The sequence below is a fragment of the Bradyrhizobium sp. NBAIM03 genome, assembly GCF_020194055.1.
Classification (GTDB): Bacteria; Pseudomonadota; Alphaproteobacteria; order Rhizobiales; family Xanthobacteraceae; genus Bradyrhizobium; species Bradyrhizobium yuanmingense.
In genome coordinates, this window is record NZ_JADYVS010000007.1 from 200041 (window position 1) to 213383 (window position 13343).

12 protein-coding genes are annotated in these 13343 nt (G+C 63.4%); 5 read left to right on the forward strand and 7 right to left on the reverse strand.

Annotated elements, in window-relative coordinates:
* Positions 1–92: 92 nt before the first annotated feature.
* A complete protein-coding gene (locus tag I6F21_RS13130; protein ID WP_225183201.1) occupies positions 93–947 on the reverse strand; it encodes an SDR family NAD(P)-dependent oxidoreductase in 855 nt (284 codons plus the stop codon).
* Positions 948–1184: 237 nt separating this feature from the next.
* The gene (locus tag I6F21_RS13135) at positions 1185–2072 is read right to left on the reverse strand and encodes an alpha/beta fold hydrolase (RefSeq protein ID WP_225183202.1); all 888 of its coding nucleotides are present in this window, start codon (positions 2070–2072) and stop codon (positions 1185–1187) included.
* 158 nt (positions 2073–2230) lie between these two features.
* On the opposite strand from I6F21_RS13135, the gene I6F21_RS13140 reads away from it, so the two are divergent.
* Entirely contained in the window at positions 2231–3802 is a 1572-nt protein-coding gene (locus I6F21_RS13140; RefSeq protein WP_225183203.1) for a winged helix-turn-helix domain-containing protein, read from the forward strand.
* A 158-nt stretch (positions 3803–3960) separates the two neighbouring features.
* On the opposite strand, the gene boxB is transcribed toward I6F21_RS13140, so the two are convergent.
* From boxB to I6F21_RS13160, 4 genes are all read right to left on the reverse strand, one after another.
* Positions 3961–5412 carry a benzoyl-CoA 2,3-epoxidase subunit BoxB gene (gene boxB, locus I6F21_RS13145; protein WP_036020399.1) on the reverse strand — a complete coding sequence of 484 codons (1452 nt, stop codon included), beginning with the start codon at positions 5410–5412 and terminating at the stop codon, positions 3961–3963.
* Between the two features lie 101 nt (positions 5413–5513).
* On the reverse strand, positions 5514–7202 hold the full coding sequence (gene boxC / locus I6F21_RS13150) for a 2,3-epoxybenzoyl-CoA dihydrolase (protein ID WP_225147458.1): 1689 nt from the start codon (positions 7200–7202) through the stop codon (positions 5514–5516).
* A 124-nt stretch (positions 7203–7326) separates the two neighbouring features.
* A complete protein-coding gene (locus I6F21_RS13155) occupies positions 7327–8139 on the reverse strand; it encodes an alpha/beta hydrolase (protein WP_225183204.1) in 813 nt (270 codons plus the stop codon).
* 255 nt (positions 8140–8394) lie between these two features.
* The gene (locus I6F21_RS13160; protein ID WP_225183205.1) at positions 8395–9936 is read right to left on the reverse strand and encodes a benzoate-CoA ligase family protein; all 1542 of its coding nucleotides are present in this window, start codon (positions 9934–9936) and stop codon (positions 8395–8397) included.
* 121 nt (positions 9937–10057) lie between these two features.
* Here I6F21_RS13160 and I6F21_RS13165 point away from each other — a divergent pair, with 121 nt between their 5' ends.
* The 4 genes from I6F21_RS13165 to I6F21_RS13180 all read left to right on the forward strand — a co-directional run bounded on the left by I6F21_RS13165 (position 10058) and on the right by I6F21_RS13180 (position 12893).
* The gene (locus I6F21_RS13165) at positions 10058–10966 is read left to right on the forward strand and encodes a helix-turn-helix transcriptional regulator (protein ID WP_036001723.1); all 909 of its coding nucleotides are present in this window, start codon (positions 10058–10060) and stop codon (positions 10964–10966) included.
* Positions 10967–10968: 2 nt separating this feature from the next.
* The gene (locus tag I6F21_RS13170; protein WP_057028463.1) at positions 10969–11364 is read left to right on the forward strand and encodes a group II truncated hemoglobin; all 396 of its coding nucleotides are present in this window, start codon (positions 10969–10971) and stop codon (positions 11362–11364) included.
* 243 nt (positions 11365–11607) lie between these two features.
* Positions 11608–12339 (forward strand): helix-turn-helix domain-containing protein, encoded by a 732-nt coding sequence (locus I6F21_RS13175; protein ID WP_225113437.1) that lies wholly within the window; start codon positions 11608–11610, stop codon positions 12337–12339.
* Positions 12340–12458: 119 nt separating this feature from the next.
* On the forward strand, positions 12459–12893 hold the full coding sequence (locus tag I6F21_RS13180; protein WP_036001753.1) for a VOC family protein: 435 nt from the start codon (positions 12459–12461) through the stop codon (positions 12891–12893).
* Positions 12894–12940: 47 nt separating this feature from the next.
* Here the strand turns inward: I6F21_RS13180 and I6F21_RS13185 are convergent, their stop codons facing one another.
* A complete protein-coding gene (locus I6F21_RS13185) occupies positions 12941–13273 on the reverse strand; it encodes a PRC-barrel domain-containing protein (RefSeq protein ID WP_036001758.1) in 333 nt (110 codons plus the stop codon).
* Positions 13274–13343: the final 70 nt, after the last annotated feature.

Sequence of the window (13343 nt, forward strand, 5' to 3'; positions counted from 1 at the left end):
GGAGACAACATTTGCAGCCGCCATGCAGTTGACACGTCGGGCAAAACACGCGTCGAGCTGGCGCGTGTACTCAAAATCTATGGATGCGAGAGCTAGCGTCGCGGCGTTCGTCCGCGTATCCGGTCGAATCCTTGCTTGATCGCTGCGAAGCGCTGCTCGATGAATGGTTCGTGCTCAGTATCGGTGAAAATGTAGGGCCAGTCGTTTTCGATGGCCTCGCGAACCAGCTCGCCTACGTAGAGCGGATCAACGCCGTTGTTGATCCGTTCATGCAATGCCTTGATGATCTCCGCGCGTGGTCCTTCTGTCGGCGGAGGGTTGCCGACAGCCCCGGCAAATCGGTGCGGCACGTTGCGCCGAGAGTTCATGATCTGCGTGCGGATAAAGCCCGGACACAGAACGGAGACCCCAATCTTCCTCGGCGCGAGCACGTTACGCATCCCCTCGGAGAGCGCGACCACTCCATATTTGCTTACATCGTATGCCGGACTTGGTCCCGTAATCAGTCCGGAGACGGACGCCGTGGAAACAACCTGCCCTCCTTCGCCGTGCGCTTCGATCAGCGGACCGAATATCTCAAAGCCCCAGATCACCGACATCAGGTTGACGCCGAGGACCCAGTTCCAGCCTGAATCAGTCCACTCACCAAAGGTGCCGCCGCCACCCACGCCCGCATTGTTGACCAATATGTGGATTCTGCCGTACCGCGCGACGGTCGCGTCCGCTGCCGCCTGAAGTTCGCCCTTGAGCGAAACGTCCGCTTTCACGCCATCGACATCGGCTTTGGTTCGTGTCTTCAGGTCCGCGACCACTTTTTTCAGCGCCTCTTCATCGATATCGCAGAGCATGACCTTCACGCCCGCCTGTGATAGCGCGGTCGCGATCCCCAGTCCGATTCCCGAGGCAGCGCCTGTCACGAAGGCGGTCTGTCCAGCCAAGTCTCTCATGTGCTTTTCACCTTCCTTTCACCCAACCGGTTCGCGCGAGACTGCGCGCAGAGTGCCGCAATGAACTCGCGTCGTTTCATGTCCCGCGTCACGCCAGGCCTGGGATTCACCGAGCGCCAGTTTCAAACCGGCACCATTGGGAACCGGCTGGATAACGACGGACGCGGTCGGCTTCGGAAGCGCTGGCTCCACGCCGACGATGACCGGAGGCCGCCGGCGAGGAGCGGAGTTGGTGATCTAGACCTCACTGCCGAAAGATCGTGAACTGAACGGAGAGGCGATGGAGAGGCTGTTCCAAGCGAGTGCTTCGGTCTTCGATACATGGTCGCCAATCCGCTGGGCTACCTCTGCAGCGCGCGTGCCCAGCATACAGTGGGTTGCCCCTGCTATCGTGCATAGCGAAGCATTCGCCAACGCACGGGTCAGGATTTCCGCGCTTCGCTGCAACGCTTGCGGGCTACGCTCACCGCAGATGAGGCGGGTTGGGAGCAGGATGTTGGCAAAAGCCGATAATGGTGGATCGAATGCCGAACGCATGTCCAGAACCTGGGTCGCGGTCGTCCTGACGATGTATTGCCGCATCCGGGACGGCAGGGCATCGAAGCTGCCCTCACCGCCGAGATAATCGATCACCCGGAGCGCGGCTTCCCTCTCGCCGTTTTCGAACGCCTGGAAGTATGCATCGCGCATCGCCGTGAACTGCTCATACAGCGCAAGCTGGCTCTCCCGGCGCAGCAGGCCGAAAGCCACCGGCTCTATCAGGGTCAGGCTCATGAGCGGCAGCATCCCGCACAGCGCGACGTCCAGACACGCGAGCGCGCCGAGGGAATGTCCGACGAGATGCACGGGACCGCCGGCCCGGCGGATCACGGCTTCGATGATCTCCGCCTGCCGACCGATCGATGTATCGGCAGCCGTCCGTCGGTCCCTCGTGCCGCCATAACCCGGAAGACTCGTCGTCACCGTCCGGAAACGACCGCCGAGCGCCTCGATCACGCCCCGCCAGCTTGACGCGGTCGCCCACGATCCCGGCACGAACACGATGGTGGGTCCCGTGCCCTCCTCGCCATAGTCGATGTGGCCGTGCCTATCCTGCAGCATTGTTGAGGCTGCGTTCATCGCCATCACTCCGGTCTCGAGGGTTTCGCCTGGCAAGAATGCGCGAAGCGCGACGGCAACACTTTACAGACCGCTTACATTTTCATTACCGACGGCTGATTTCGCGCGCTCCCCCGCTTGCTGGGCTGTGCTACGCTCGCGCTGCTGGAGGAACGGACGAGCTGATGCGCTATCTGTTTGAAGACTTTGCGCTCGACGCCGACAAGCGGGAGCTGCGCAGGGGGATCGATGCGGTTTCGGTGACGCCGCAGGCCTTCGACGTGCTTCTCTACTTGATCCGCAACCGCCAGCGTGTGGTTAGCAAGGACGATCTGATTTCCGCCATTTGGGGCGGCCGCGCCATCTCGGATGCCGCGCTTGCGACCCGCCTCAATGCAGCGCGCGCCGCAATCCATGATGCCGGCGATCAGCAGCGCCTCATTAAGACGCTACAGAGGAAGGGTTTTCGCTTCATTGGCAGCGTGCAGGAAATCGGCGGACAGGATGACGCTGCGGTCCCAAATGACGCACTTCAACCCTCGACACCAGCTCCCGCGCCGTCCGACAAACCCGCGATTGCCGTGTTGCCGTTCCAATCCATGCCGGCCCGTCCAGAACAAGAATACTTCGCCGATGGGTTGGTTGACGATATCATTACTACTCTCTCGCGCTTCAGGACGCTCTCTGTCATCGCTCGCAACTCCTCGTTCACCTACAAAGGTAAGGCTGTCGACATCAAGCGCGTCGGACAGGAGCTTGGCGTGCGATACGTGCTCGAAGGCAGTGTGCGCAAGGGAGGGTCGCAGCTAAGAATCAATGCACAATTGATCGATGTTGCAACTGGCGCGCACCTTTGGGCCGATCGGTTTGAAGGTGCTTTGGGAAACGTTTTCGATTTACAGGACCAGGTCGCGCTACACGTGGTCGGGGCCATCGCTCCAGAAGTCGATCGTGCCGAGATCGACAGAGCCAGTCGAAAAAGGACCGGTAACATCGATGCGGTGACAGCGTATTATCGCGGTTTGCCTCATATTCGTTTCCCGACCACTCCACAGAATAATGAAGCTGCCTCTAGGCATTTCGAGCAAGCGATTGCTCTTGATCCCAGTTTTGCGCCTGCGTATGGCGGCGCTGCAACTTGCATAGCGTGGCGAAGGGCCAACAATTGGCCTGGAGACTTTGTCGAAGACAACGCTCAGGTCTTGCAGATTGCCGAACGTTTAAAGGAGCTCGGGGCAGACGACGCAATGGCCTTAACCGTTGTGGGCTTTCTCCTGTTCTGGTTCGCGCTCGACCTCAATGGCGGGGTTGAATTGGTCGAGCGCGCCATCCATTTCAATCCAACCTATGGACCCGCACTTCACGCGCGGGGCCTCATTCGAGGTTGGCAAGGCGAATCCGATGCCGCCGTTGCGGACCTTGAGCTGGCTCTGCACCTAAGTCCGCGCGATCCTTTCAACTACAACGCAATGCTGGGACTTGCCCTAGCGCATCACAACGCCGGCAGACATGCCGAAGCGGGTGAGTGGGCTGACAAAGCCGTTCGAGCCTTCCCCCCGGCGTTTAATGTAGGAATGGCTCAGGCCATCCTCTGCTACGTGGGCGCTGGACGATTGGACGACGCTCAAAGGCTGATGGCAGAAATTCTCCGCCGATCTTCTGGCTCTCGACGATCAACTGTGGCTGCCCCGCACTATTCGCCCAAGCTTAGAGCGGAACTCTTGGAAGCGATGATCAAGGCGGGACTACCCGAATAGCTTTGTTCTTGGGGCAAGCAGGCGGTGGGCAGGCTGGCGCGTGAGTACGCCGCGGCGCCTCGCGTCTATCACAGCCGCCTCTGGAATACCGGATCGCCCGGTCAAGCCGGGCGATGACACTGTGGGTGTGGAACAGTCGTGGTGCGTCGCAAGCGCCCTCACGACTCGATCTTCACATACTCGAAATCGCCGGGCTTGTTGTCGATGCCGACCTTGGGCGGCGAGATCCAGGAGGCGAACTTGCCGGTCTCGGTGACGGGCTGCATCAGGGAGGTGATGAAGTCGCCGTCGCTGGCCGACGGCAGCCATTCGTCCTTGCGCTTGGCCCAGGTCGCATCGTCGATCAGGATGCCGTCGGGCGTCGCGTGCACGTCCTTGAACTCGCCGATGTGGCGGTGGAAGGCGACGTTGGGCAGCGTCAGCTTGAAGTCGTAGCCGGCGGTCGAGATTACCTTGTTCCAGCGCAGCATGCCCTTGACGCAATCCTGGCTGTAATCGTCGCGCAGGCGCATGTTGAGCGCGGTCAGCGCCGGCTCGTCGACCAGCTTGACTTCGCCGTTGATCAGCTTGAGCACCGGATAGGTCGAATTCTTGAGCTGGTGATCGTCGTCGATCTGCGTCTCGTGGTAGCGGCCCTTGATGCCGGCGTTGAACGCGTTGGCCGCGTTGGTCGAGACTTCCGAGCCGAACAGGTCGAGCGACAGCGTGTAGTGCAGGTTCAGCTTCTTCTGGATGGTCGGAAGATCGATCACGCCGAGCGCGCGGACCTTCGCGATGTCGGTGGGATCGGTGATGCCGGCCGCCTTCATCGCATCGCAGGTGCGCTGCACGACGCGGGTGATGCCGGTCTCGCCGACGAACATGTGGTGCGCTTCCTCCGTCAGCATGAAGCGGCAGGTGCGCGACAGGGGATCGAAGCCGGACTGCGCGAGCGAGTGCAGCTGCATCTTGCCGTCGCGGTCGGTGAAATAGGTGAACATGAAGAAGGACAGCCAGTCCGGCGTCGCCTCGTTGAAGGCGCCCAGCATGCGCGGCGCGTCGGCATCGCCGGAGCGGCGGCGCAGCAAATCATCGGCTTCTTCACGTCCGTCGCGGCCGAAATATTTCTGCAGCAGGTAGACCATCGCCCAGAGGTGACGGCCTTCCTCGACATTGACCTGGAACAGGTTGCGCATGTCGTACAGCGAGGGCGCGGTCTTGCCGAGATGGCGCTGCTGCTCGACCGAAGCGGGCTCGGTGTCGCCCTGGATCACGATTAGGCGGCGCAGCATGGCGCGATGCTCGCCCGGCACTTCCTGCCAGGCCGGCTCGCCATAATGCTCGCCGAACGGCACGACGCGGTTCTCTTCCTGCGGCGCAAGGAGAATGCCCCAGCGATATTCGGGCATGCGGACATAGTCGAACTTGGCCCAGCCGCGCGGATCGACGGAGTAGGCGGTGCGCAAATAGACCAGCGATTCCTGGAAGCCCTCGGGGCCCATGTCGCTCCACCAATCCATATAGCCGGGGTGCCAGCCTTCCAGCGCTTTGAGCACCTGGCGGTCTTCAGCGAGATTGACGTTGTTGGGAATCTTGGTCGAGTAGTCGACGTTCATGATGTTCATGTTCATGTGGACCTCCCGTGGGGGACTTACTCGTTTGAAGGGCGCGAATGGCGAATGGCGAGTAGCGAATGGAATTCCCCTATTCGCTATTCGCCACTCCCTATTCGCTAGACTCGCGTCATATCGAATTTTGGTTTCTGGCCGCTGCCGTAGCGGCGCAGCGCGCCTTCCTCGCCGACGGCGTTCGGGCGCTGGAAGATCCAGTTTTGCCATGCGGTGAGGCGCGCGAAGATCTTCGATTCCATCGTCTCGGGGCCGACGAAGCGCAGGCTCGCTTCCATGCCGGTGAGGCTGTCGGGCGAGAAGCTGGCGCGCTCCTCGAGGAACACGCGGACCTCGTCGTCCCAGTCGATGTCGTCGAGCGCGAAGGTGACGAGGCCGAGCTCTTCGGCCTGCTCCGCATCGAGGCTGGTGCCGAGCGTTGCTTCCGCGCGCTCCAAATCGGACGGATCGGCCTGAAAGCGCGATTCCAGCCGTGTCAGGCCGTGGCTCATCGGATAGGGGCCGAAATTCATGGCGGACAGCTCGATCGACGGCGGCGGACGATTGTCGCCCTGGCGGGTGCCGATCAGCATGTAGGAGCGGTCGGCGGCAAAGACGAGCTCGGCGAGCGTGCCGGCAAAGCAGGAGCCGGGCTCGACCAGCGTCACCAGCGTGCGCGAGGTGACGTCGACGCGCTTGAGCACGCGCTTCCAGTAATGCCTGATCTCGTTGACCAGCCAGTGCGCCTTGTTCGCTTCGAGGAACGTATCGCTGGCGAGCACATGGGCGCGGTCGCCGTGGCTCTTGAACACCAGCATCGCGATCTCGAGCTCGTTGATGCGTAAGTGCAGGATGGCGTCGTCGAGCTCGCGCGCCACTTGCAGCGGCCAGAACGAGGCGCCTTGCGCCATCATGCCGTCGATGTCGGCGGGCGGCGCGGTCTCCGGCGCCTTGATCGAGATGGTGGCGATGCGCGCTGTGCGATCGATATCGACGGTGACGAAGCCGTAGCGGATGCTGTTCTCGTCGATCAGGCGCCTGAGCGGCGTCAGTGCGATGCCCTTGCCGCTGCCCTTGCGCTTCGATTGGCCTGCGAATTCCTTGGCGCGCTCGGCGATCTTGGCCTCGAGCTTGGAGTTCGGCGCGATCTCGTCGACGAGGCGCCATTGCACGGCGCGCTTGCCCTTCACGCCCTCTTCGATGGTGCAGAAGACATCGGCGTGGTCGCGGCGCACCTTGCGCTTGTCGACCACCCGCGTGAGACCGCCGGTGCCCGGCAGCACCGCGAGCAGCGGCACTTCGGGCAGCGCGACGGCGGACGAGCCGTCGTCGGCGAGGATGATGTGATCGGTCGCGAGCGCCAGCTCATAGCCGCCGCCGGCGGCCGAACCGTTCACCACGGTGATGAAGCGCTGGCCGGAATTCTCCGACGAATCTTCCATGCCGTTGCGGGTCTCGTTGGTGAACTTGCAGAAGTTCACCTTGTGGGCATGGGTGGAGCCCGCGAGCATGCGGATGTTGGCGCCGGCGCAGAACACGCGGTTCTTGGCCGAGCGCAGCACCACGACCTTCACCTGCGGATGCTCGAAGCGCAGGCGCTGGATCGCGTCGGCGAGCTCGATGTCGACGCCGAGGTCGTAGGAATTGAGCTTGAGCTGGTAGCCCTCGAACAGGCCGCCATTCTCGTCGACGTCCATCGTCAACGTGGCGACGTCGCCGTCGACCGCGAGCTTCCAATGCTTGTAGCGGGACGGTTCGGTCTGGAAATCGATGAATGTCGCGCCGCCTGCGAGGCGCCGATCTTCCCCGGCCATGAGCCACCCTTAAGCTTGGTTATGCATTTGGAGCGTTAGATGCACAATAGTGCATCTAACTGGGCTAGTCCAGCACGAATCTCGAACTCACATGCACTTTGCTTCATCTAAATCCGCATGGAGGTCACGCGGCCTGAAGCCCTGGATCATCCCGCAAGGCGGCCTTTGCGAACTGCATGATGGCATCGAGGGTCGGCCCCGCGGCCTCGCGATGCGGGGAATGCGCCGCGCCGGCAATGATTTTCAGGTCGACCGGGCAGTAACATTCCTCCTGTGCGATCTCGGCCTGGCGCAGCGTGCCGTATTGATCATCTGTGCCCTGCACGATCATGACGGGCACGCGGATGTATGCGAGGTATTCGGAGATATCCCAATCGCGGAAATCCGGATCGAGCCAGGCGCCGTTCCAGCCGTAGAAGGCGTTGTCGACGTCCTTGTGCCAGCGCGCGAGCTTTGTCTTGAGGTCCGTGGTCTCGAACGTGGTCTTGATCGCGGCGATGGATTTGATCGAGATGTCCTCGACGATGAAATGCGGCGCGATCAGCACGAGCCCATTGAGGCGATGATCCTGATGCGCCCCGGCATAGATGGTGGCGATCGAGGCACCATCGGAATGGCCGAGCAGGAGGCCGCGCTTGAAGCCGATCATGTCGAGCAGCTTCGGCAACACGTCCAGCGCCTCGCGATGCATGTAGTCGAGCGGCCGCGGCAGCGCGACCGGGCTGGACTGGCCGTAGCCTGCGCGCGAATAGGCGAAGATGCCCGCGCCCGTGGCCTGCTGCAGCTTCTCCGGAAAATCACCCCAGAGGCCGACGGAGCCGAGGCCCTCATGCAGCATCACAATGGTGGGCGCGTCGGGGGCTAGCGGAGCGAGCCATCTGTATTCGAGGCTGGCGCCACCGATGCTGAGGAAGCCGCTGGGGGTGAGATTGGTCATGGTCGAATTCCCATTTCTAGCCAATGCCGAGATGCCCACCCTCCCCTGGAGGGGGAGGGTCGATTCACAGCGAGCGCAGCGAGATGTGAAGCGGGGTGGGGTGACAGGTTCTCCACGGATGCGGTGCCCGTGGAAAGATCACCCAACCCGTCAGGCGTCTCGCTACGCTCGATCGCGTGCCGACCCACGGGCGAGCTACGCTCGTCCCGGACCCCTCCAGGGGAGGGTAAGGAAGCCAGTCCGCCGCCTGCACCATCAATGCGCGCCCTCGCGCAACTTGAAGCGCTGGATCTTGCCCGTCGCCGTCTTCGGCAAGGACTCCACCACATCGATCCAGCGCGGATATTTCCAGGGGCCGATCTTCTGCTTGACGTGCTCCTTGAGCATCTCCTGCAAATCCGTCGTCTTGGCGCCGGGGCGCAGCACGACGAAGGCTTTCGGCTTTAGGAGTCCTTCTGGATCGGCCTCAGGCACGACTGCAGCTTCCAGCACGGCCGGATGCGTGATCAGCGCGCTCTCCACTTCGAACGGCGAGACCCAGATGCCGGAGACCTTGAACATGTCGTCGGCACGGCCGCAGAAGGTGTAGCGGCCATCGGCGTCACGAATGTATTTGTCGCCGGTGCGGGTCCACGGCCCCTCGAAGGTGCGGCGGCTCTTGTGACGCTGGTTCCAGTAGCCCTCGCCGGCCGAGGGCGCATCGACCAGGAGCTCGCCGACCTCGCCGTCGGCGACGTCCTGCCCGGCCTCGTTGACGAGCCGCACCGCATAGCCCGGCACCGGCTTGCCGGACGAGCCGTATTTGATGTCGCCGGGCGCGTTCGACAGAAAAATGTGCAACAGCTCGGTCGAGCCGACGCCGTCGAGAATGTCGACACCGAACCGTGCCTTCCAGCTGTGGCCGACGGATTCCGGCAGCGCCTCGCCGGCGGAGGTGCAGATGCGCAAAGCCTTGCCGCCGCGCTCGCTCTTCATGGTCTCGTCGTTGAGCATCGCGGCGAACAAGGTCGGCACGCCATAGAAGATCGAGGGATTGTAGCGATTCATCAGGTCGAACATGCGCGCCGGCGTCGGCCGCTCGCTGTTGAGGATCACGCTGGCGCCGACCGACATCGGGAAGGTCAGCGCATTGCCGAGGCCATAGGCGAAAAACAATTTCGCCGCGGAGAGACACACATCGCTCTCACGGATGCCGAGCACCTGCTTGGCATAGGTGTCGGCAGTGGCCTGCAAATTGGAATGCAAATGGCGCACGCCCTTCGGCATGCCCGTCGAGCCCGACGAGTACAGCCAGAACGCCGGCTCGTCCGGATGCGTCACGGCGGTGGTGAACTGATCGTTCTCGCCAGCGAGCTCTTCGGCAAGCTGCTTGTGGCCGTTCTGCTTGGCGCCGGAGACCACGACATGCTCGAGATCCGGCATGCGGCCGACAACGTCCTTGATGACGGGATAGAGCGGTTCGGACACGAACAGCACGCGCGCGCGGCAGTCGGCGAGGATGTAGGCGTATTGGTCCGCGGTCAGCAGCGTGTTGAGCGGCACCGGCACGATGCCGGCGCGGATCGCGCCCAGGAACACGATCGGGAAATCGATTGTATCCAGCATGATCATCGCCACGCGCTCCTCGCGGCGGACGCCGAGCCGGCGCAGCATGTTGGCCGCGCGCCGGGTCTGTTGCTGGAGCTCGCCATAGGTGAGCCGCGAGACGGTGTCGTCGAAGGCGAGCTTGCTGCCCCTGCCTTCGTCGACGTTACGGTCGAGCAGCCAGGTCACCGCGTTATAGGATCCCTCGCTCACGGACATCTCCCCGGAATTTAGAATTATAATTCATAGAAAGACACCACGGCGGCTTGCTGTCAATGCCAGCAGGCACTATGTTTCATTAAAACGCGCCGCAGGACCCCTGTAAAGAAGACTCATGACCGAAAGTCCCGACGCCGAATCCCGCTTCCTCGAACAACTCGGCCAGCGTGTGCGCACCATGCGCGCGCTGCGCGGCATGTCGCGCAAAGTACTCGCCAAGGTGTCGGGAATTTCGGAGCGCTACATCGCGCAGCTCGAGAGCGGCAAGGGCAATGTCTCGATCGTGCTGCTGCGCCGCGTCTCCGACGCGATGGGCGCCCATCTCGAAGATTTGCTGCCCAGCGCCGATCCGACCCCGGACTGGCAGGTGTTTCGCGACCTCCTGCGCAAGGCGACGCCCGCGCAGATTGCTCAGGCCAAGGATCTGCTCGCCGGCGGCAGCGCAACCGCGCCCCGGCGCGCGCCGTTCTGCGGGATCGCGCTGATCGGCCTGCGCGGCGCCGGCAAGTCCACACTTGGGCGGATGCTGGCGAAGAGGATCGGCTGGAGTTTCGTCGAGCTCAACAAGGAGGTCGAGCAGCAGAACGGGCTCTCGGTCGCCGAGATCATCGCGCTGTACGGCCAGGAAGGCTTTCGCCGCATGGAGCAGGCGGCGCTGCAACAGCTGCTCGCGCGCAACGAGTTGATGGTGCTGGCAACCGGCGGCGGCATCGTCTCCGAGCCTTTGACCTTCGACCAGGTCCTCTCCTCGTTCTACACGATCTGGCTGAAGGCCGAGCCCGAGGAGCACATGGCGCGCGTGCGTCGCCAGGGCGATCTACGCCCGATGGCGGATGATCGCTCGGCGATGACGGAGCTGCGCAACATCCTGCTCAGCCGCGAGCCGCTCTATTCGCGCGCGACCGCGGTGGTGGATACCGCCGGCCTCTCCGTCGATGCCGCCGCCGCACGCCTGATCGATGCGGTGCGGCCGGTGCTGCAGAACGAAGCCCGCAGCTTCGGCCTGCGCAGCGTGGCGCTGTAGCGATGACGTCCACCGACGTCGCCACCTCCATGTTCGAGCGGATCGGCGGCAGCGCCACGATCGACGCCCTCGTCGACCGCTTCTACGACCGCATGGACACGCTGCCGGAGGCGAAGATCATCCGCGCCATGCATGCGGACGACCTTGGCCTGATCAGGGACGTGCTGAAGCGCTATCTCACCGAATGGACCGGTGGCCCGCGGCTCTATACACCCGAGAAAGGTCATCCGCGGCTGCGCCAGCGCCATTTCGGCTTCGCCATTGGGGACGCCGAGCGCGACGCCTGGATGCTCTGCATGCGCGGCGCGCTGGAGGAGACGATCACCGACGCCGCCGCGCGCCAGGATCTCGACAAGGCGATAGCGGGCCTGGCCGACTGGATGCGCAACCGGCCGTGACGGGGCGGCAGCGCTTCGGCGCAATTCGACGGCCTCGCACCGGGTCATTTGAATTCCGCTGCGATCGCCTGCTAAGCTCCAGGCATGACCGACATGCTCTGCGACACCATACGCATGGAGCGCGAAGTGACGGAGCGTTAGCGCGTGATGGACGCACCTCCCGATGTCATCCGTCGACCGCCCTCGCCGCGTCTTGCGCGGCTGATCTCCAGCATTTCCTTCTACCGCGAGCGTGGGATCGGCTTGGCCGCCTTCCGCCACGCCGCGCCGCTTGCACTGCCTCTGCTGGTGAATTTGGGAACGCCCTTCCGCATTGCGCTCGGACACCGACCGGACACCGCCGATGCGCGGCCGAGTTTCGCAGCGGGTCTGTTTCCCGGGCCGGTCGTGATCGAATCCGACGGGCGCGCCGAATGCGTTCAGGTCGATTTCACGCCGCTCGGGGCGTATCGTTTCTTCGGAGGCGCCGTGCCCGATCTGACCGCGCGGATCGTCGGGCTCGACGACATTCTGGGACGGCACGGCAGGGAGCTCCGCGCCAGGGTGGCCGAGGCGGCCGGCTGGCAGCGACGATTCGAGATCGTCGAAGACTTCGTGCTTCGCCGCGCCGTACACGAGCCCTCGCCTGAGGTCGCCTTCGCGCTGGAGACGCTGTGGCGAGGCGCGGGCGCGGTCAGGATCGCCGACATTGCCTCCGACATCGGCTGGAGCCGCAAGCATCTCACACGCCGCTTCCACCGCGAGATCGGCGCTCCGCCAAAGACGCTGGCCCAGATGCTGCGCTTTCATCGCGCTTGCGTCCTGGCCCGGACGGATGGCGCAGGCGGCTGGGCGGCCATTGCCGCGGACGCCGGCTATGCCGACCAGGCACATCTTGCTCGCGATTTCCGGATGTTCAGCGGAGAGACGCCGACCGGATGGGCCGCGCGGCTCGATGTCGTCGATTCACGCCTGATGCGGGACGGCGGGGGCTAGCGCCAAAACAGCGGCAAGACGGCGCGAGGCACGGTCAGGTCCCATTTGTTCAAGCCGGCCGCCATGATCCGAACTAGGGTCGGCTTCGCAACAAGCTTGCACCGAACCTGGAGAGTGTCATGAACCAGCCGAACGGCTACGAAGCGCCGCGCCTCTACCACACCATGCGCTGCAAGGATGCCGAGGCGATGATCGCCTGGCTGAAGGACGTTCTCGGCTTCACCGAACGGGTGGTGTACCGCAAGGAGGGCACGGTCGTTCACGCCGAGCTGGCGTTCGGATCGTCGATCCTCATGCTGGGCGCGCATCGCGACGACGCCTACGGCAAATTGGTTGGCGACATCGGCGGCCGGCGGACGGATGCCGTCTATCTGGCCGTGGAGGATCCCGACGCGCTCTTTCAAAAGGTGAAAGCCGCCGGGGCGCAGATCGAGATGGAGCCCTACACGACCGATTATGGCAGCCGCGATTTCGCCGCACGCGATCCGGAGGGCGGGCTCTGGAGCTTCGGCACCTATTGGCCCAAGGTCGGCGAGCAGCCGCTCGCCGGATAGCGGGCGCTCGCGTCAAATACTGCTCCGCGGCCGAACCGTCTTGCTCGCTAGACCGACCAGTAATGCGGATGCGGGTAGGGCCGCGAGCGGTCGCCCCAGTCGAACGCGTCGCCATCGAACTCGCACGGGCCGCTGCTGAGTTCGTCCAGCGTCTGCTCGGTCTGGAACGCCTGCCGTGCTGGATCGTATTTCAGCGCGCTCCACTGCAGCGGATAATGGTGACGCGTACCGAGCAGCCCGCCGGTCTTGATCACGGCATAGGCAACCGTTCCGCTCATCTTGTCGAGCATCAACCGCTCGATCGTGCCGAGCTTCGTGCCGTCGCGTCCGTAGACGGCGACGTGCTCCACGCGATCACTGGGAACCATGGTGTGGTTCATGGTGTCCTCCCTGTTCTCGTCTGTTCACGATATTATAGCACCGGTTTCGCGGCGGCGGGAGCAGCTACAA

Excerpts from the sequence above, each read along its gene's own strand:
- I6F21_RS13155 (WP_225183204.1), bottom strand. The coding sequence starts at position 8,139 with ATGACCAATCTCACCCCCAGCGGCTTCCTCAGCATCGGTGGCGCCAGC.
- I6F21_RS13135 (WP_225183202.1), bottom strand. The coding sequence starts at position 2,072 with ATGGCGATGAACGCAGCCTCAACAATGCTGCAGGATAGGCACGGCCAC.
- I6F21_RS13140 (WP_225183203.1), top strand. The coding sequence starts at position 2,231 with ATGCGCTATCTGTTTGAAGACTTTGCGCTCGACGCCGACAAGCGGGAG.
- boxC (WP_225147458.1), bottom strand. The coding sequence starts at position 7,202 with ATGGCCGGGGAAGATCGGCGCCTCGCAGGCGGCGCGACATTCATCGAT.
- I6F21_RS13130 (WP_225183201.1), bottom strand. The coding sequence starts at position 947 with ATGAGAGACTTGGCTGGACAGACCGCCTTCGTGACAGGCGCTGCCTCG.
- I6F21_RS13185 (WP_036001758.1), bottom strand. The coding sequence starts at position 13,273 with ATGAACCACACCATGGTTCCCAGTGATCGCGTGGAGCACGTCGCCGTC.
- boxB (WP_036020399.1), bottom strand. The coding sequence starts at position 5,412 with ATGAACATGAACATCATGAACGTCGACTACTCGACCAAGATTCCCAAC.
- I6F21_RS13170 (WP_057028463.1), top strand. The coding sequence starts at position 10,969 with ATGACGTCCACCGACGTCGCCACCTCCATGTTCGAGCGGATCGGCGGC.
- I6F21_RS13165 (WP_036001723.1), top strand. The coding sequence starts at position 10,058 with ATGACCGAAAGTCCCGACGCCGAATCCCGCTTCCTCGAACAACTCGGC.
- I6F21_RS13180 (WP_036001753.1), top strand. The coding sequence starts at position 12,459 with ATGAACCAGCCGAACGGCTACGAAGCGCCGCGCCTCTACCACACCATG.